This is a genomic window from Halobacterium wangiae, from assembly GCF_021249345.1.
GTDB lineage: Archaea > Halobacteriota > Halobacteria > Halobacteriales > Halobacteriaceae > Halobacterium > Halobacterium wangiae.
In genome coordinates, this window is the sequence record NZ_CP089588.1 from 3,069,828 (window position 1) to 3,086,802 (window position 16,975).

The 16,975-nt window shown below is 69.0% G+C and carries 19 protein-coding genes; 10 read left to right on the forward strand and 9 right to left on the reverse strand.

The window, feature by feature from the left end:
- Positions 1–47 precede the first annotated feature (47 nt).
- The 7 genes from LT965_RS16310 (at position 48) to LT965_RS16340 (ending at position 6,896) form a co-directional block, all read left to right on the forward strand.
- Positions 48–743 carry a helix-turn-helix domain-containing protein gene (locus tag LT965_RS16310; RefSeq protein ID WP_232701918.1) on the forward strand — a complete coding sequence of 232 codons (696 nt, stop codon included), beginning with the start codon at positions 48–50 and terminating at the stop codon, positions 741–743.
- A gap of 68 nt (positions 744–811) precedes the next feature.
- Positions 812–2,170, forward strand: a complete 1,359-nt coding sequence (locus LT965_RS16315) for an ABC transporter substrate-binding protein (RefSeq protein WP_232701919.1) — start codon at positions 812–814, stop codon at positions 2,168–2,170.
- A complete protein-coding gene (locus LT965_RS16320) occupies positions 2,171–2,941 on the forward strand; it encodes an ABC transporter ATP-binding protein (RefSeq protein ID WP_232701920.1) in 771 nt (256 codons plus the stop codon).
- Positions 2,938–3,633: an ABC transporter ATP-binding protein gene (locus LT965_RS16325; RefSeq protein ID WP_232701921.1), complete on the forward strand. Its 696-nt coding sequence runs from the start codon at positions 2,938–2,940 to the stop codon at positions 3,631–3,633. Before LT965_RS16320 ends, LT965_RS16325 begins: the two co-directional genes overlap by 4 nt.
- The gene (locus LT965_RS16330; protein WP_232701922.1) at positions 3,630–4,610 is read left to right on the forward strand and encodes a branched-chain amino acid ABC transporter permease; all 981 of its coding nucleotides are present in this window, start codon (positions 3,630–3,632) and stop codon (positions 4,608–4,610) included. Before LT965_RS16325 ends, LT965_RS16330 begins: the two co-directional genes overlap by 4 nt.
- Positions 4,611–4,788: 178 nt before the next feature.
- Positions 4,789–5,886 carry a branched-chain amino acid ABC transporter permease gene (locus LT965_RS16335; RefSeq protein WP_232703600.1) on the forward strand — a complete coding sequence of 366 codons (1,098 nt, stop codon included), beginning with the start codon at positions 4,789–4,791 and terminating at the stop codon, positions 5,884–5,886.
- The gene (locus LT965_RS16340; RefSeq protein WP_232701923.1) at positions 5,883–6,896 is read left to right on the forward strand and encodes a 3-oxoacyl-ACP synthase; all 1,014 of its coding nucleotides are present in this window, start codon (positions 5,883–5,885) and stop codon (positions 6,894–6,896) included. Before LT965_RS16335 ends, LT965_RS16340 begins: the two co-directional genes overlap by 4 nt.
- Positions 6,897–6,899: 3 nt before the next feature.
- On the opposite strand, the gene LT965_RS16345 is transcribed toward LT965_RS16340, so the two are convergent.
- The 3 genes from LT965_RS16345 to LT965_RS16350 form a co-directional block, all read right to left on the reverse strand.
- Positions 6,900–7,235, reverse strand: a complete 336-nt coding sequence (locus LT965_RS16345; protein ID WP_232701924.1) for a hypothetical protein — start codon at positions 7,233–7,235, stop codon at positions 6,900–6,902.
- Positions 7,236–7,391: 156 nt separating this feature from the next.
- On the reverse strand, positions 7,392–7,517 hold the full coding sequence (locus LT965_RS16610; RefSeq protein WP_269782704.1) for a hypothetical protein: 126 nt from the start codon (positions 7,515–7,517) through the stop codon (positions 7,392–7,394).
- A gap of 154 nt (positions 7,518–7,671) precedes the next feature.
- Entirely contained in the window at positions 7,672–8,883 is a 1,212-nt protein-coding gene (locus tag LT965_RS16350; protein ID WP_232701925.1) for an outer membrane protein assembly factor BamB family protein, read from the reverse strand.
- A 114-nt stretch (positions 8,884–8,997) separates the two neighbouring features.
- On the opposite strand from LT965_RS16350, the gene LT965_RS16355 reads away from it, so the two are divergent.
- Positions 8,998–9,882, forward strand: a complete 885-nt coding sequence (locus tag LT965_RS16355; protein ID WP_232701926.1) for a DMT family transporter — start codon at positions 8,998–9,000, stop codon at positions 9,880–9,882.
- An 18-nt stretch (positions 9,883–9,900) separates the two neighbouring features.
- Here the strand turns inward: LT965_RS16355 and LT965_RS16360 are convergent, their stop codons facing one another.
- From LT965_RS16360 to LT965_RS16375, 4 genes are all read right to left on the reverse strand, one after another.
- The gene (locus LT965_RS16360; RefSeq protein ID WP_232701927.1) at positions 9,901–11,484 is read right to left on the reverse strand and encodes an acetolactate synthase large subunit; all 1,584 of its coding nucleotides are present in this window, start codon (positions 11,482–11,484) and stop codon (positions 9,901–9,903) included.
- Complete coding sequence (locus LT965_RS16365; protein ID WP_232701928.1) at positions 11,485–12,846, reverse strand: NAD-dependent succinate-semialdehyde dehydrogenase; 1,362 nt, start codon at positions 12,844–12,846, stop codon at positions 11,485–11,487.
- Positions 12,847–12,916: 70 nt separating this feature from the next.
- A complete protein-coding gene (locus LT965_RS16370; protein ID WP_232701929.1) occupies positions 12,917–13,504 on the reverse strand; it encodes a DUF7998 family protein in 588 nt (195 codons plus the stop codon).
- A gap of 86 nt (positions 13,505–13,590) precedes the next feature.
- The gene (locus LT965_RS16375) at positions 13,591–14,250 is read right to left on the reverse strand and encodes a helix-turn-helix domain-containing protein (RefSeq protein ID WP_232701930.1); all 660 of its coding nucleotides are present in this window, start codon (positions 14,248–14,250) and stop codon (positions 13,591–13,593) included.
- 86 nt (positions 14,251–14,336) lie between these two features.
- Between LT965_RS16375 and LT965_RS16380 the strand changes: the two genes are divergently transcribed.
- Positions 14,337–15,119, forward strand: a complete 783-nt coding sequence (locus LT965_RS16380; protein ID WP_232701931.1) for an SDR family oxidoreductase — start codon at positions 14,337–14,339, stop codon at positions 15,117–15,119.
- Complete coding sequence (locus LT965_RS16385; protein WP_232701932.1) at positions 15,116–15,556, forward strand: hypothetical protein; 441 nt, start codon at positions 15,116–15,118, stop codon at positions 15,554–15,556. Before LT965_RS16380 ends, LT965_RS16385 begins: the two co-directional genes overlap by 4 nt.
- Here LT965_RS16385 and LT965_RS16390 read toward each other — a convergent pair.
- Both LT965_RS16390 and LT965_RS16395 read right to left on the reverse strand, forming a co-directional pair.
- On the reverse strand, positions 15,541–16,050 hold the full coding sequence (locus LT965_RS16390; protein ID WP_232701933.1) for a universal stress protein: 510 nt from the start codon (positions 16,048–16,050) through the stop codon (positions 15,541–15,543). The two genes, LT965_RS16385 and LT965_RS16390, sit on opposite strands and share 16 nt — an antisense overlap.
- Positions 16,051–16,119: 69 nt before the next feature.
- Positions 16,120–16,905 carry a creatininase family protein gene (locus LT965_RS16395; protein ID WP_232701934.1) on the reverse strand — a complete coding sequence of 262 codons (786 nt, stop codon included), beginning with the start codon at positions 16,903–16,905 and terminating at the stop codon, positions 16,120–16,122.
- Positions 16,906–16,975: the final 70 nt, after the last annotated feature.

Sequence of the window (16,975 nt, forward strand, 5' to 3'; positions counted from 1 at the left end):
GAAAACGTTTTGAACGTGCTTTGCAACTGTCTGGTTAGTAGCGAACAATGATCAACGTTAGCATGGAGATGGAGCAGTACGACTGCCCGTTCGTCCATGCCAGCGACGGCCACGAGGTGGCGTTCTCGTCGGTCCACTGCGACACCGGCCCGGACCGAACGGAGGTCCGGATGGTCGCGGAGGCCACCGACAGGACGACCCTCGAGTCCGGGCTCTCGACGGTCCGGTCCCACGATGCCGTCGCCGAGTACGAGCTGTTCTCGAAGGTGGACAACGTCGCGAAGTTCCGGACCGTCGTCGGCCCGACGGCGGCGATGGGCATCGTCCACGACCACGACGGCTACATCACCGGCCCGTTCTACGCGGAGGCGGGGACCGAGACGTGGCACGTGGGCTTCGACGAGCCGGACCGCGTGGACGGCGCGCTCGCCGCGCTCGAACGCGACCACGAGTTCGACGTGGTGGGCCGCGACGACACGGACGAGGCGGAACTCCACCAGCTCGTTCAGAACGCGGGTGCGGCGATGACGCTCATCGAGGGCTGCCGGGACCTCTCGGACGTCGAGCGCCAGACACTGGAGGCCGCCGTCACCGACGGCTACTACGAGAACCCCCGGGACGCCACGCTGGGGACGCTCGCGGACCGCTTCGACGTCTCGAAGCCCGCCGTCTCGAAGAACTTGCGGCGCGGCGAGCAGAAGATGATCCAGCGCGTCATCGAGGCCATCGAGAACATCGAGTGAACGCCTGGGCAGGTCGTTCACATGTTAACCCGGCCGTATTTGCACGAAGCGTAACAGGGTAGTAGCGTATGACGGGGAATGGCACGTCACGTCGAACCGTACTGAAGACGCTCGGCGCCACGGGCGCCGCAGGAATCGCCGGTCTCGCGGGCTGTGCAGGGCTGGGCGGGTCGGAAAATCCAGACAACATGAAAATAGGTGTGATGCAGCCGCTGTCGGGGGACATCGCGTACTACGGACAACAGTCGCTGTGGGGCTTCCTCTCGGGGCTCGCCTACAAGGGCGACACCGACCCCATCGCCGACCCCGCGACTGGCACCCACGAGATGGAGGTCGACGGGACGACCTACGAACTCGTCGTCCGTGACACGAAGTTCGCAGCCGACGAGGCGCAGTCCATCGCGAACAACCTGGTCAGCGACGAGGAGGTCGACATGCTGTTCGGGTGTGCGTCCTCCGGCGCCGCGCGCCGCGTCGTCAACAACGTGCTGTCCGCCACCGACGTCCCGTACATGGCGGGGCCGGCGGCGGCAGCCGACCTCACGTCGGACTCGGAGACGTGTTCGGACCAGCTGTTCCGCGCGAGCGAGAACACCGCGATGGACGCGCGCAGCGGCGGGAAGTACGTCGCCGAGACGTCCGACGTGAGTAGCGTCTACCTGTTCGGGGCGGACTACTCGTTCGGGCGCGCAGTCGTGAACAACTACAAGCGCGTCCTCCAGGACGCCGGCGTCGAGATCGTCGGCGAGCGCTTCGTCCAGCGCGGCCACTCCGAGTGGGAGGGACTCCTCCAGCAGGCCGAGGAGGCGGGCGCTGAGGGCGTCGTCGGCGGGTTCACCGTCGCGACGCTCCCCGCGATGTTCTCGCAGTTCCTCCAGGGAGAGTACTCCTACCGCCTGTTCGGTGGGTTCGCGACGCAGATCGCGACGAACGTCCTCGGGCAGACCCTGCAGGGCGTCGTCGGCGAACCGCTCACGGCGGAGAAACTCGACGGCGTCAAGGCCGGCCCGTTCACGACGCGCTACCACTGGAACCAGTACGACAACGAGATCAACAGCTCGTTCGTCGACACGTACACGAACGCCTACGGCACGGTCCCCGACCTCTTCAGTTCGGGGACGTTCACGGCGGCCTCGGCCATCGTGCAGGCCGTCAACGACTCCGGTTCGACGGCCGCCGAGGACATCCAGGACAGCCTCACCGGCATGACCGTGACGGACACGCCGAAGGGCGAGGGCGGTTACACGTTCCAGGAGTACAACAACCAGGCTCGCTCCGAGATGACCGTCGCGGACGTCGTCCCCACCAGCGACGAGTGGGCCGACAGCTGGGGTGCACCCATCATGCCGAGCGAGCCGCTCTCCCGGGTCTCCGCAGACGAGACGACGATCCCGGAGGACAGCGACCAGATGAACTGCTCGCTGTAGATGTTGCGCACGCGGGGATTGACCCGTCGGTTCGGCGGCCTGGTCGCTGTCGACCACGTCGACTTCGAACTCGGCGCGGACGAACTGTGCTCGCTCATCGGCCCGAACGGTGCCGGGAAGACGACGTTCTTCAACCTGTTGACGGGCGTGCTCGCGTCCAGCGAGGGCACCGTCGAACTCCGGTCGGGGGACGGCTGGCGGGACGTCACCGCCGCCGCCCCGGCCGAGACGGCCCGCATGGGCGTCCACCGTTCGTACCAGATCACGAATATCTTCCCGACGAACACCGTCCTGGAGAACGTCCGGGTCGCCGCACAGGCCGACGCCGACACGGGCCGGAAGTTCTACCGCAACGTCAACGCCTTCGAGGGCCACTACGAGGAGGCCTACGAGATCCTCGAGCGCGTCGACCTAGCCGACGAGGCCGACACCGTCGCGGAGAACCTCAGCCACGGCGCTGCACGCCAGCTGGAGGTCGGCGTCGCGCTCGCCGGCGACCCGGACGTCCTCCTGCTGGACGAACCGAACGCCGGCGTCTCCAGCGAGAGCGTCGACCGCATCGTCGACCTCATCGAGGACGTCGCCACCGACCACGCCGTGCTGCTCGTCGAACACAACATGGACATCGTGATGAACGTCAGCGACCGCGTCGTCGTCCTCGACCGCGGCTCCGTCATCGCCGACGGGCCGCCCGGGGACGTCCGCAACGACGAGGACGTCCGGCAGGCGTACCTCGGCGGCTACGAACGAGAAGCGGAGGGGACCGTATGACCCTGCTCGAAGTCGAGGATGTCCACACGTACTATGGCGAGAGCCACGTCCTCGAGGGCGTCTCCCTGGAAGTCGAGCGCGGCGAGGTGGTCGCGCTCGTCGGCCGCAACGGCGTCGGGAAGACGACGACGCTCCGGTCGATCCTCCAGTTGACGCCGCCCCGCGAGGGCGAGGTCCGCTACGATGGCGAGAGCCTCGTCGGCCTCGACACCCACGAGGTCGCCGACCGGGGCGTCGGGTGGATCCCCGAGGACCGTCGCGTGTTCGCCCACCTCACGGTCGCCGAGAACGTTCGACTCTCGGTGCCCGAGGACAGCGACGAGGAGGCGGGCCTCGAGACCGCCTTCGAGGCGTTCCCGGACCTCCGCGAACTGCGGACGCGGGACGCCGGCACGCTCTCCGGCGGGCAACAGCAGATGCTCTCTATCGCGCGTGGCCTCGTCGGCGAGAACGACCTGCTACTCGTCGACGAACCGAGCGAGGGGCTGGCGCCGCTCATCGTCCAGAACGTCGCCGACGCGCTGCGCGAGGTGGCCGAGGACACGACACTCCTGCTGGTCGAACAGAACCTCCCGCTCGCCCTCGACCTCGCGGACCGCTTCTACGTCGTCGACCACGGCACGGTCGTCGACGAGGGGAGCACCGAGGGTGTCGGGACCGACGACGAGCGCTTCCGGAGGTTGTCGGCATGACCGGGCTCCCTGTCGCGGCGTTCACCGACCCGACGACCCTCTTCGAGCTGTTCGTCTCGGGGCTGGCGAAGGCGTCGCTGTACGCGATGATGGCGCTCGGACTCACCCTCATCTTCGGACTGCTCGGCGTGCTGAACTTCGCGCACGGCTCGCTGACGATGCTCGGCGCGTACCTCGCGGGCGTCGTGATGGTGACGTTCACCGGCAGCGCACCCGCCCTGCTGCTGTTCCTCGTCGCCGCCATCGTCGCCGGCGTGTTCGTCGGCGGCGTCGGCGCCGCGATGGAGGTCGGACTCATCCGGCGACTGTACGACCGACCGCCCATCTACCAGATCCTGCTGACGTTCGGCGTCACGCTCGTCATCGACGAACTGGCGCGCATCGTCGTGTTGTTCTACGGCGTCCAGCCGACCGCGGACTGGCGGACAGCGACCCAGACGAAGCCCGTGTCGATGGGCGAGTCACTCGACGTGCTTGGCGCCTCCGTCGGGAACCTCGAACTGTTCCAGATCGCGTGGGGCGTGCTCACCGTCGCCGCCGTGTGGGCGTTCCTCAACCGGACGCGCTACGGGCTCGTCGTGCGCGCGGGCACCGAGGACGACGAGATGGCAGCCGCGCTCGGCATCGACGTCCGGCGGGTGTTCACCGTCGTCTTCGCGCTCGGCGCCGCCCTCGCCGGCGTCGCCGGCGCGCTGTTGATGTGGGACTCCGTCTGGGGTGCGAGCGTCCCGCTCGCCTCCGAGACGCTGCTCCCGGCGTTCGTCGTCGTCATCGTCGGCGGCCTCGGGTCGTTCCGGGGCTCGGTCCTGGCGGCGCTGCTCGTCGGCATGGTCGACGCCGTGATGACCCACGTCTTCGACCTGGGCATCGTCACGTTCTCCGGGCTCTCGGAGCTCACCATCTTCCTCATCCTCGTCGGCGTGCTCGTCGTGCGACCGCAGGGGATCTCGGGACTAGCGGAGGTGGGGGGCCATTAGCACCGAGACGGTCGGTCGCGAGGACGCGGCCGACACGGAGACCAGCTGGGTGCGCCAGTACGCCCGCGACCACGTCGCCCACCTGCTCGTGGTCGCGTTCTTCGGTATCTACCCGCTGATCTACTCGTTCTTCGGCGGCGTCGCCGAGTTCGAGGCGTTCCTCCCACGGACGGAGACGATGATCGCCGTCTTCTACTTCGGGCTGTTCGCGATGAGCTTCGACTTCATCAGCGGCTACACGGGCTACCTCTCCTTCGGGCACGCCGCGTTCTACGGCACCGGCGGCTACTTCGTCGTGCTCGTCGCGAGCGGGAAGATTCCGCTGCTCCCCGCGGGCACGCCGTTCATGGTGAGTCTGCTGCTCGCCGGCGTGCTCGCCGCGCTGCTCGCGGTGCTCATCGGGACCGTGTCGTTCCGGCTCTCCGGGGTCTACTTCGCGATGATCACGCTGGGCTTCGCGCAGGTGCTGTACGTCCTGATGCGGGACTGGGACTACCTCGGGTCGAACCCCCGGGACGGCGTCTCCGTGAGCAACGACCTCCACCCCGAGGGCTTCGAGATCGGGGTGCCGTTCGTCGACCAGCTCAGCTTCGCCATCGGGCCGCTGCGTGGCGACGAACTCGAACTCCTCTTCCTCGACTTCGGCGCCACCGAGGTGTCCTACTACATGGTCGGTGTCGTGGTGCTGGTCTGCTACCTCGCGATGCAGCGGATGGTTCACTCGCCGTTCGGGCGCGTGCTCGTCGCCATCCGCGAGAACGAGGAGCGCGCCCGTGCGGTCGGCTACGACACGTTCCGGTACAAGCTCGCGGCGTTCGCCGCCAGCGGCTTCTTCGCTGGCATCGCGGGCGGCCTGTTCGCGGGCTACCGACGGTCGGTGACCCCGGACAACTCGCTGTACTTCCTCGTCAGCGGTGACGCGCTGCTGGCCTCGATCATCGGCGGGTTCGGCACGCTCGCGGGACCGCTGTACGGGCGCCTGTTCGACCGCACCGTCCGCGAGTTCCTCTCGAAGACGGGCGGTGGCGGCGGGCTGCTACCACTGCTGCGGGAGTACGTTCCCACGAGCGTCCTCGACACCCCGGTCCTGAACGGGATGACCGTCGGGCAGGGAATCGAGACGTTCCTGAACGGGCACGCCGCGCTGTACCTCGGCGTCGTCTTCGTGGTGTTCGTGCTGTACGTCCCGGGCGGCCTGCTCGGGTCGGTCCGCGACCGACTCGGTGGCACCGTGGCGAAACGCCTCCCCGACTACCTCGCCAACCTCCGACGATGACCGTCTCGTTGACTGGCTACGGCGTCTACACGCCAGACGAGGTCATCACCGGCGAGGAGATCGCCGCCCGGAGCGGGGTTCCTGAGGACGTCGTCGTCGAGAAGATGGGCATCCGCGAGACGCACGTCTGCCCACCCGACGACGACCACGTCACCGACATGTGTGTCGAAGCGGCCGAAGACGCGCTCGCGGACGCCGACCTCGACCCGGTGGACCTCGACCTGGTACTCTACCACGGCAGCGAGTTCAAGGACTACGTCGTGTGGAGCGCCGCCGCGAACGTCGCCGAGCGACTCGGCGCCGAGAACGCGTACGCGACGGAGAGTTACACGCTCTGTGCGGGCGCGCCGCTCGCCATCCGGCAGACGCGCGCCCAGATACAGACAGGTGACGTGGACACGGCGCTGCTCGTCGCCGCGAGCCGCGAGGAGGACCTCGTGGACTACAGTGACGAGGACGCGTCGTTCATGTTCAACTTCGGGAGCGGCGCCTCCGCGTTCGTGCTCGAACGCGACGCCGGCGACCGAACGCGGGCGGTCGTCCACGAGAGCGCCGCCCTCACGGACGGCAGCTTCTCCGAGGACGTGATCATGCCAGCGGGCGGGTCGAAACACCCGCCGACCCACGAGACGGTGGACGCTGGCATGCACTCGCTCACCGTCGCGTCCGACGACATGAAAGAACGCATCGCGCCCGTGAGCGGGCCGAACTTCCTGTCCGTCGCCGACGACGCCCTGGACCTGTCGGAGCTGACCAGGGGGGACGTCGACTTCGTCGCGCTCACGCACATGAAGCGGTCGTTCCACAACTGGCTGACCGACGAACTCGGCGTCGGCGACGACGACCACCACTACCTCGACGAGTACGGCCACGTCCAGAGTGTGGACCAGGCGCTCGCACTCGACGAGGGACTGCGGGCCGGGAACGTCGAATCGGGGGACACTGTGCTCTTCCTCGCGGCCGGCACGGGCTACACCTGGGCGGCGACCGCCCTGGAGTGGCGCGGCTGACTGTCAGCCCACCTCCGGTACGGGCGGGTCGGCGCCCGCGCGCTCTCTCCGGACGTTCTCGACGGTCTCGACGCCGAAGCCGTCCGCGAGGACGCTCTGGCCGGCCGTCTCGACGCCGGGCGCGTCCTCGACGTCGAGAGTGACCGTCACCGTCGCGTCGACCTGGAGGTCGTTGAGCCGCGGTCGGAGGTTGGTCACGTCGACGGCCTCGACGCTCCGGACGGCGGCGATTCGAGCGACGACGCCCTCGGCACCGCTGTCGAGGTCGCCGCTGTCGTTGCGCGGTACGTGCATCGTGAGGTCCGCGACGACGCGGACCGACTGGCTGGTCGTTGCCATAGACTCCCGCCGAGAGTCGAACTCGGTCGGTTCCACGGGTGTGCCCGTCGGGAGTGGACACAGCCCGCGCTCACCAGTTGTCCCACGAGGAAGACGCGCAGTCACCGTCACTGGAGGGAGACGGCGTCCGCGTCCTCCCCGGGGGGTGTCGCCACGTTACGCGGCGAGGGTGGACGCGGACTGCGCGTTCGGGTGATATCCGGCGACCACGAATCCCACGAGAGAGCGCTCGAAGCAGCCGCTGATGTCAGCGGCGGCCCCTGCGTGGAGTGTGATCGTCATCGGTGTGTCACCTGGTGTCGGGCTCGGACGGTCCGAGCCACGGTTCGATTGCTACGTCAACCCCCCGTGCAATAAGTTTTGTTCCGGTGTGAGAGACGCTATCACTGGTGTCGGCGGCGTTTCGAGGACTGGACTGACTCGCCGGATCGGACCGCTAGCTGGACGCCGGTCGGCCGAGCACCACGAGTTCGTCGCGAGCACCGACGAAGAGATGCTGGCCGGCGACGACGGGTGCGGTCGTGAAGTCGTGTGTCGCCGACCACCGGACGTCGGGGCGTTCAGCGTCGGTCTCGATAGCTCGCAGTTGCTGGTCGGCGCCGACGTAGTAGACGAGTCCGTTACACACCGCCGGCGAGTACCGACGCTGCCCGCCGACAAGTGATGCGGTGCCGTCGTCACCAGTCGTGAACTCCCACTGTGTGCTCCCGCCGGCCGCGTCGAGTGCGTGTAGCGTTCCGGCTGCGTCGACGACGAACAGTCGATCGCTGCCGACTGCGGGCGACGCCATGACCGAACTACCCAGTTCCCGTTCCCAGTACTCGTCGCCGTCGAGTCCGAGCGCGTAGACGTGACCGCGCTCGAGTTCACGGGTTCCGGAGGCCGCGTAGACGGTGTCGCCGGCGACTACCACACTGGCCTGTAGCCAGTCGTCGCGGACCGCGTGCTGCCACCGGTCTTCGCCGGTCTCGACGTCGAACGCACGAACCAGACCGCTCATGTCACCGACGATCACCTGCCCGTCGGCGACCGCAGGTGGGGCCTCGAGCAATCCCGTCTCCCGCTGCCAGTCCACGCTGCCGTCGTCGACAGCGAGCGCGTACAGCGCCGGCGACCCGTCCGCCGTGGCGACGTAGGCCGTCCCGTCGACTGCCGTCACGCCGGTGACCTCACCAGCGAACGGTTCCACCCACTGTTGTGACTCCTCGCGGAACGCCTGCAGTCGGTGGCCGTCGGGACAGAGCACCGTGCCGTCGTGGACCGTCACCGGGCCGGACGCGCTCTCGAGGTCACGTTCCCAGCGAACGCTCCCGTCCCTGGCGTCGAACGCGAGCAACCGCGATTCGCGGACGGAGGGGACCAGAACAGTGTCCCCGAACGCCATCGGTTCGTGGCGGAACCGGGCGTTCTCGACGGTTCCCTGCCAGGCGACGCCGGGCGCGTTTCCCGGGCCCGGGACACCCGCACGAGCGGAGTTCCGGGCGTCCAGCCGCGGAGACTGCCACCCCGTGCCCACGCCAGTCGGTGCTGGCGCCTCGCGGTCGAAGACGCTCGTCTGGGCGTCACTGGACCCCATACAGCCAGCGAGTCCGGTCGTCGCGAGCGCTGCAGCTGTCCCGAGTGACTGGAGGAGGGCGCGGCGGCGCATACGACAACCACAGACAACGCCCGAGTAAGTTTTGTGGCCTCGCCCGGGCGACTGCACCGCCGCCGAATTGCCGTCGGCCGTGGAGTTATCAGCCCCGGCCGGGTACTGCCGGCCGTGCTCCGCCAGCGCCTCCCGTCGGTCGGCCACGACACCGTTGGCGTCCTCCTCGTCCTCGTCTCCGCGGCCGGATTCGGGACACTCGGCATCTTCGGCGTCTACGCCCAGCGCGCCGGCCTCTCCATCCCGACGGTGCTCGTCTACCGGTTCGTGCTGGCGACCCTGATCGTCTGGGGGCTGCTCGCGTGGACCGGACGACTGACGCTGCTCCGCGGCCGCGCGCTGGCGACCGGCCTCGGCCTCGGCGCGTTCGGCTACGCGGCGATGAGCGGGCTCTACTTCCTCGGTCTGGAGTTCATGACGCCCGGGATGGTCGCCATCGTCCTCTACACGTACCCGGCGTTCGTCGTCGTGCTCGCGGTGCTGGCCATCGGCGAGCAGGTCGGCCCGAAGACGGTGGTCGCGCTCGCGCTCTCGCTGGGCGGCGTGGCGCTCGCCATCGGCGCGAACCCGGCCGGCGCGTCGGTCGTCGGCATCCTCATCGTGCTCGGCGCCTCCATCGCCTACGCCGCCTACATCACGCTCTCCCGGCGGATGCTCGTCTCCACGCACCCGCTGGTGTTGACCGCCCACGTCCTCCCCGCGGCCGGCGTCACGTTCGTCGCCATCGGCGCTGGAACTGGCTCGCTGACGGTGCCGTCTGCGGCGTCCACGTGGGGCGTTCTCGTCGGCATCGGGACACTCGCGACGGCCATCCCGGTGTTCACGTTCTTCGCGGGACTGGAACGCATCGGTGCCAGCCGGAGCGGCATCGTCAGCACCGTCGAACCCCCGATTACGGTGGCGCTCGGCGCGGTCCTCTTCGGCGACCCCGTCACCGTCGTCACGGTGGTCGGCGGTGCGCTCATCCTCTCCGCCGTCGTCGTCCTCCACAGGCGGTGAGGGCCGGACGCGGCCCGGCTACTCCACGGGAATCTCGACGAGCGTCATCCCGTCACCGCCGACGGCGTCGGCGAGGACGGCTCGTAGTTCCGCGGCCGACTCCGGGCGGTAGCCGTCGACGCCGAAGCTCTCGGCGAACGTCACGAGGTCCGGATTGGTCAGCTTCGTGCCGAACGACTCCCCGGTGTGGTCCTCCTGCTTCTCGGAGATGAGGCCGTAGTCGTCGTCGACGAACACCACGATGGTGTAGCCACAGCCGACGCGCATGGCAGTCTCGATCTCTGCGGCGTTCATCAGGAAGCCGCCGTCGCCGGTCGCCGCGACGACGTTCGTGTCGACGGCGAGGTCGGCCGCGAGTCCGCCCGGAACCGCGATGCCCATCGACGCGAGGCCGTTCGAGACGATGCAGGTGTTGGACTCGTACGTCGGGAAGCGCTGGGCGATGGCCATCTTGTGGCTGCCGACGTCCGAGACCAGCACGTCGTCGTCGGCCATCACGTCCCGGAACACGGGGAGCACGCCCTCGACGGTGAACGGCGCTTCGGGGGCGGGTTCTCTGGAGACGTCCGCGACGATCTGTTCCCGGAGGTCCGCGTACCAGTCGACGTCGAACTCGACGGCGACGTCCACACACCAGTCGGTGAGCGCCTCGAGGGTCCGGCCGACGTCGGCGATCACCTCGACGTCCGGCGTGTACGCCTCGTACACCTCGGCCGGTTCGCTGTCGACGTGGACGACCGCGGCGTCGCCGAGCCCCCACTCGGCGGGGTCGTGTTCGGCGATGTCGTAGCCGACGGTGACGACGAGGTCGGCCTGTTCGATGGCGCTGGCGGCCTCCCCGTCGTCGCCAGAGTCGAGTGTCATCAGCGAGTGGTCGTCGTCGTCCGAGACCGCGCCCTTCCCCATGTACGTCGAGACGACCGGGAGGTCCTTCGCGGCGGCCAGTTCGCGGAGCTGCGACGCCGCGCCCGTGCGAACGGCGCCGTTGCCGGCGATGAGCAGCGGCCGTTCGGCGCCCCGGAACAGCGACTTCACGCGCTCCAGGACGTCGGCCTCCGGGGCGCCGACGCTCACGCGCTCGCGGGTCGGGAGCGGGCGCGTCTCCGTCTCCTCGCCCGCGACGTCCTCGGGGAGTTCGAGGTGGGTCGCGCCCGGCTTCTCGTACTGGGCGACCTTGAACGCCTTGCGCACCGACTCGTGGACGATGTCGGGATCATTGAGCTGGGTGTTCCACTTCGTGATGGGCGCGAAGAGTTCGACGACGTCGAGGGCCTGGTGGCTCTCCTTGTGGAGCCGTTCGAGGCCGCCCTGGGCGGTGATCGCCACCAGCGGACTCTTGTCGAGGTGGGCGTCGGCGACGCCGGTGAGCAGGTTCGTCGCGCCCGGCCCGAGCGTCGAGAGACAGACGCCCGCCTCGCCGGTCAGTCGACCGTGGACGTCCGCCATGAACGCCCCGCCCTGCTCGTGTCGCACCGGCACGAAGGTCACCCCGGAGTCCCGCAGCGAGAACAGGAGGTCCTCCATCTCTTCGCCGGGCACGCCGAAGACGTGTTCGACGCCCTCGCGTTCGAGGCACTCGACGAGGAGGTCGGATGCCCGCATCTACTCCACCCAGACGGTCTTCCGGTTGACGAACTCCTTGATGCCCGCCTCCGAGAGCTCCCGGCCGTAGCCGGACTCCTTGACGCCGCCGAACGGCACCCGGGCGTCGGACTTCACGAGCTGGTTCACGTAGACGCAGCCCGCGTCGATGCGGCGCGCGACCCGCTCGCCGCGCTCGCGGTCTTCCGTCCAGACGCTCGACCCGAGGCCGAACTGCGTGTCGTTGGCCTTCTCGACGGCGGCGTCCTCGTCGTCGACCTCCCACACCGCGGCGACCGGGCCGAACATCTCTTCTGTGTCCGCGGGACAGCCGCCGGGCACGTCCGTGAGCACCGTCGGCGGGTAGTACGACCCCTCGCAGTCCATCGGTTCGCCGCCCGTGACGACAGTCGCCCCGGCGTCGACGCTGGCCTCGACCTGCTCGTGGAGGTCCGCCAGCAGGTCCTCGCGGGCCTGCGGCCCGACGTCCGTCTCCTCCTCGGTGGGGTCGCCGACGGTCAGCGACTCGATCTCGTCGACGAACGCGTCGAGGAACGCGTGGTAGACGTCCGTGTGGACGATGAAGCGCTTGGCCGCGATGCAAGACTGGCCGCCGTTCTGGTTGCGCGCCCACGCGCCGGTCTCGGCGGCCGCCTCGACGTCCGCGTCGTCGAGCACGACGAACGGGTCGCTGCCGCCGAGTTCCAGCACGGTCTTCTTGAGGTTCGCCCCCGCCGTCGAGGCGACGGCCTGTCCCGCCGGCCCGCTCCCGGTGACGGTGGCCGCCCGGCACCGGTCGTCCTCGACGACGTCGTCGACGAGGTCCGAGGGGATCAACAGCGACTGGAAGACGTCCTCCGGGTAGCCGGCCTCCCGGAACACCTCCTCGATGGCGACCGCACAGCCCGGGACGTTCGAGGCGTGTTTCAACAGGCCGACGTTGCCGGCGGTCAGGTAGGGCGCGGCGAACCGGAACACCTGCCAGAACGGGAAGTTCCACGGCATCACCGCGAGTACGGGACCAAGTGGCTCGTACACCGTCTTCGCGTTCGACCCGGGCGGACTGGCGTGGTGCTCCTCGCCGAGGTAGGCGCTGGCGGTCTCGGCGTAGTGGTCGCAGGCCCACGCGCACTTCTCGACCTCCGAGACGCCCTGCTCGATGGGTTTCCCCATCTCCCGTGTGGCGATCATTGCGTACTCGCGTTTGTTCTCCCGGAGCACGTCGGCGGCCGACGCGAGCAGTTCCTCTCGCTCTCGCATCGGGCGCGCCCGCCACTCCTCGAACGCCGTCGTCGCGCGGTCGAGGGCGTCGTCGACGTCGCTCTCGGTGTGGTCGTCGTAGGTCTCGACCTGCTCACCGGTCGCGGGGTTGACTACCTGCATGTGTGTGCTAACGAGACGCACAGGTTTCAACGTTCAGCCGCAGTACCGCGGTCCGCACCGTCCGCGCCGCTCAGAACGGGGCGTCGGACCCCCGGGTCGGACCCTCCTCCAGCCGCGCTCGCTCCATCGGGTTCGACCCGACGTCGCCGCTGTCGACGGTCACGGTGACGTCGCCCGTCTCGCGGTACTTCGCCTCGAGTTCGGCGAGTTCCTCGTTGATGGGTTCGCTCTGGTGGTGCATCCCGTCGGCGCGGACGCGGACCAGGTCGTACTCGTGGCGGTCGGCGAGGCCGTTCCACGCGCGGAACGACCCCTTCGTCAGGGTGTGCGTCTGGGGGCAGAACGGCGTCGTCGGCGTGAACTCCGCCCGCAACACGGACGGGTCGTCGGCCTCCTCGGCGTACCGGTACCCAGCGTTCCGGTGCCGGGTGTCGAGGTTCAGTCGCGCGAGGTTGTAGTTGAACGTCATGTCGTACACTTTCCGCTCCTCGAAGAGGTCGCGGGTTACGCGGTGGAACGCGAGGTGGTCCGCGCCCGTCAGCACGTCGTGGCCGTCGAGGAACTGGCCGACTGCGGGGAGGTGGTCGGGGACGAACTCGTCGTAGTCGTCGAACAGCCCGTCGTCGCTGTCGCCGAAGGGGGAAGGGAAACCGGCCATGACTGGCCGTACGCCCGCGTTCCACCTGTGGCTGCCCCCGTACATATTCGTGTGTCCGAGCGTCGCTGGGCGGCAGTGACCGGCGGTCAGTCGCCGAGGAACGACTGGAGGAGCGTGGCCTCGGCCTTCCGCAGGTGTTCGGCGGCGGTGCTCGGCGCACACCCCATCTCGTCGGCGACGTCCTCGTGGCTGGCGGTCCGCGGTATCTCGTAGTACCCCAGTGAGAGCGCCGTGCCGAGCGCCTCGCGCTGGCGGTCGCTCAACAGCGAGTCGAGGACGCCGGGCACCGCCTCCAGTCCACCGACCTCCGTGACCGTCACGTCGACTGGGTCGGGGAACTGCTCGATGACCGCCTGAATCTCCGCAGACGGCCCGAACACCGAGTACGACACCGTCCCGTCCGCGGCGTACTCGATGGGCGGGATCGCGACGGCCGGTCCCTTGTCCACCAGTTCGAACAGCTTCCGGACCGGTTCGTTGGTCGCGTCCCTGATGTAGACGTAGAACTCGTCGGGGCCGGCGGGCGTGAGTTCGTACTCCAGCACCTCGGGGATCTCCGCCATGGCCGCCTCGAACGGCTCCCGGTCGCCCTCCACGTAGTGCATGATGCCGAGTTCGTCACCAGTGAAGTTCCAGTGCATCGCGGTCGCGCGGTCGACGTACGGCGCGTTGACGATGAGGTCGAACATTGGGTGTATCTCGGCCTCGCGGCCGCCCGCGTCGAGGGTCAGCCGGACGTGGTTCATACGCGATGGTCCCACGCTCCGCGACTTAAATCCCACAGACGTGTCCGGCAGTCGAAACAACGTGGTCGACCACGAACAGTCGGACGATGAGCAGTCGGACACTCCTCACCGGCGCGACCGGCACACTCGGGCAGGCGTTGCTCCCGCGACTCCGCGACGACGGCCACGACGTACTCGCGGCGAGTCGGTCGCCGCCGGCCGACGACGACACGGCGTGGCAGACTCTGGACCTGGTCGACGGAACCGGCCTGGAGGCCGCGGTGAGCGACGTCGACGTCGTCGTTCACGCGGCCACGGCTCCACAGGGAGACAGCGAGGCCGTCGACGTCCGCGGGACCGAACGACTCGTCGAGGCGGCCGCCGACGCCGGCGTCTCGAACGTCCTCTACGTCTCCATCGTCGGTGTCGACGAGATCCCGCTCTCCTACTACCAGCACAAACACGAGGCAGAACGGGTCGTCGAGGCGAGCGAGGTTCCGTCGACCGTCGTCCGCGCGACGCAGTTCCACTCGTTCCTCGGCGGGCTACTCGACGGGGTGTCCCGGCTCCCCGTCTGGCCGCTCCCGACGAAGCTACGCCTCCAGCCGATAGCCGTCGAGGAGGTAGCGGACGCCGTCGTCGAACACGCCACACCGGACCCGGCGGGTCGAGTGCCGGTCGTCGGCGGTCCCGAAGTGCGGACGCTGGGCGACCTCGCCAGGGCGTACCGCGCAGCGAGAGGGCTGCGCCGCCCCGTCGTGCGCCTCCCGCTGCCCGGGAAGGTCGCCCGCGGGTTCCGCGCCGGAGACGCGACATGCCCGGACCGGACGGTCGGCACGACCACGTGGGACGAGTGGCTAGCCGGTCGATACGACCAGGAGACGGCATGAACCGGCGACTCGGCGTCGTCGTGGTCGCAGTGGTCGTCCACCTCGCGCTCACGCTCGGTCACGGCTGGGCGCACGCGTCGATTCCCGTCCCGTTCGCGGACTGGCAGGGCGTCTACGTCGGCGTCGTCCTGGTTCTCGCGCCGTCCACCGGCGTCCTCGCGGTCGCCAGCGAACGCCACAAACTCGGCGCCGGGCTCCTCGTGGCCGCGGGCGTCGGCGGCGTCGCCTTCGAGGGACTGTTCCACTTCGTCGTCCACGGCCCGGACCACGTCGCGACCGTCGAGCGCGGGACGAAACTGTTCGCGTCGACGGCGGTACTCACGACGGTCGGGGACGCCCTCCTCGTCGTCGCCGGGTCCTGGCTCTACCGCTCGCTGGCCAGAAGGGACGACCGGACAGGAGACAGACGCTCCCGCGCCCGTCACTCGGGCCGGTAGAAGTCCGACTTCGACGCCTCGTGTGGTGAGGCGTCCCGGAGTTTGGCGATCTTCGTCGGGCTCCGGTGGCGCACGATGACGACGTCGTACGCGTCGTCCGCCGCCACACTCGCGCCCACGCTGCTTACAGTCGTCACCATCCGTCCCGCGTTCTCGCTGCCGATGAACACCATCGACGCGTCGGCCTCGCGAGCCACCCGTCGGACGCGCTTCGCGACCGACCCGGCTCTCGCGTACCGGTCGACGACGACGTGGCGGAAGTCGGCGTTCGGACAGAGCGCCGTCACCTGCTCGTGGAGGCTCCCGACGACCGTCTCCTGGTCGAACGGTTCCTCTGGCCCGATCCAGCCCCGCTCCCGCGCGTAGTGCTTGTCACCCTGTGGGACGACACTCACTGCGAGCACTGGCTCGTCGAGGACAGTGCTGAACTCCGACGCGCGCACGAGGGCCGCCTCCGCGAGCGCGGACCCGTCGAAGGGGACGACCAGTGTCATATCTGGAATCTGTACTGTGCCGGTAAATAGCGGTCGGTCAGTTCCCGGTCGCGTGGAACGCGAGACGCGCTACGAGTCCCGGAGCGCCGCGAACTCCTCGCGGACGATGGCGGCGTGGGCGTCCGTGACGTGCTCCAGGACGGTCTCGCCGGCTTCGGCGGTCGCCGGACTGGCGTCGCCCAGAACGCCGTTGTCCGCGTGCGTCTCGACGCCCTCCGCGAACAGCGCCGCCGCGGACACCGGGCCGGTGTACCCCTCGGGGAGGTCGTCCGCGACGAGTTCGGGAGCGACGGCGAGCACCATCGCCGTCTCGCTCGCGCCCGCGTGGACGACCGGCTCTTCGACGTCGATTCCCGCCTCCCGGAGCCCCGACTCCAGCAGTTCCATGTAGCGTCTGAGTCCCGTGACCGCGATCACGTCGACGTCCGTCTCGCGCGCCAGTTCCGGGAACGCGGCCTCGACGACCGGGAACGAGCCACCGTGTCCGGGGAGGACGACGACGCGCTCGAACCCCTGTGCTTCGAACGAATCGACGTAGTCCCGGAGGAGCGCGGTCAGCGTCTCCGGAGAGACGGAGATCGTCCCCGGGAAGCCCGTGTGTTCGGTCGAGGGACCGACCGGAATCGCGGGGGCGACTAACGCGCCCCCGAGTCGTCGCGCGACGCGCTCTGCGAGTTCGGCGGCGAGTCGCGTGTCGGTGTCGAGTGGGAGGTGGGGGCCGTGCTGTTCGGTCGCACCGAGGGGGACGACGACGGTGTCGACGCCCCCCTCCAGGGCCGCTTCGACGTCTGTCCACGACAGTTCCGCGAGCCGCACACTGTCGCGGTCGGCCGTTTCCTGGTCGTCCTCGTCCATGCTGATGAGTGTCCAGCCGTCCACAAGGCTGTTGTCCCGACCCGGTAGCGGGTCGGAGACAGTTCAGCTG

Bases quoted from the DNA above. Each gene is read 5' to 3' on its own strand.
- LT965_RS16370 (WP_232701929.1), bottom strand. From the start codon at position 13,504: ATGGCCGGTTTCCCTTCCCCCTTCGGCGACAGCGACGACGGGCTGTTC.
- LT965_RS16330 (WP_232701922.1), top strand. From the start codon at position 3,630: ATGACCGGGCTCCCTGTCGCGGCGTTCACCGACCCGACGACCCTCTTC.
- LT965_RS16380 (WP_232701931.1), top strand. From the start codon at position 14,337: ATGAGCAGTCGGACACTCCTCACCGGCGCGACCGGCACACTCGGGCAG.
- LT965_RS16395 (WP_232701934.1), bottom strand. From the start codon at position 16,905: ATGGACGAGGACGACCAGGAAACGGCCGACCGCGACAGTGTGCGGCTC.
- LT965_RS16320 (WP_232701920.1), top strand. From the start codon at position 2,171: ATGTTGCGCACGCGGGGATTGACCCGTCGGTTCGGCGGCCTGGTCGCT.
- LT965_RS16385 (WP_232701932.1), top strand. From the start codon at position 15,116: ATGAACCGGCGACTCGGCGTCGTCGTGGTCGCAGTGGTCGTCCACCTC.
- LT965_RS16325 (WP_232701921.1), top strand. From the start codon at position 2,938: ATGACCCTGCTCGAAGTCGAGGATGTCCACACGTACTATGGCGAGAGC.
- LT965_RS16610 (WP_269782704.1), bottom strand. From the start codon at position 7,517: ATGACGATCACACTCCACGCAGGGGCCGCCGCTGACATCAGCGGCTGC.
- LT965_RS16335 (WP_232703600.1), top strand. From the start codon at position 4,789: ATGATCGCCGTCTTCTACTTCGGGCTGTTCGCGATGAGCTTCGACTTC.
- LT965_RS16345 (WP_232701924.1), bottom strand. From the start codon at position 7,235: ATGGCAACGACCAGCCAGTCGGTCCGCGTCGTCGCGGACCTCACGATG.
- LT965_RS16340 (WP_232701923.1), top strand. From the start codon at position 5,883: ATGACCGTCTCGTTGACTGGCTACGGCGTCTACACGCCAGACGAGGTC.
- LT965_RS16350 (WP_232701925.1), bottom strand. From the start codon at position 8,883: ATGCGCCGCCGCGCCCTCCTCCAGTCACTCGGGACAGCTGCAGCGCTC.
- LT965_RS16360 (WP_232701927.1), bottom strand. From the start codon at position 11,484: ATGCGGGCATCCGACCTCCTCGTCGAGTGCCTCGAACGCGAGGGCGTC.
- LT965_RS16390 (WP_232701933.1), bottom strand. From the start codon at position 16,050: ATGACACTGGTCGTCCCCTTCGACGGGTCCGCGCTCGCGGAGGCGGCC.
- LT965_RS16315 (WP_232701919.1), top strand. From the start codon at position 812: ATGACGGGGAATGGCACGTCACGTCGAACCGTACTGAAGACGCTCGGC.
- LT965_RS16365 (WP_232701928.1), bottom strand. From the start codon at position 12,846: ATGCAGGTAGTCAACCCCGCGACCGGTGAGCAGGTCGAGACCTACGAC.
- LT965_RS16375 (WP_232701930.1), bottom strand. From the start codon at position 14,250: ATGAACCACGTCCGGCTGACCCTCGACGCGGGCGGCCGCGAGGCCGAG.
- LT965_RS16310 (WP_232701918.1), top strand. From the start codon at position 48: ATGATCAACGTTAGCATGGAGATGGAGCAGTACGACTGCCCGTTCGTC.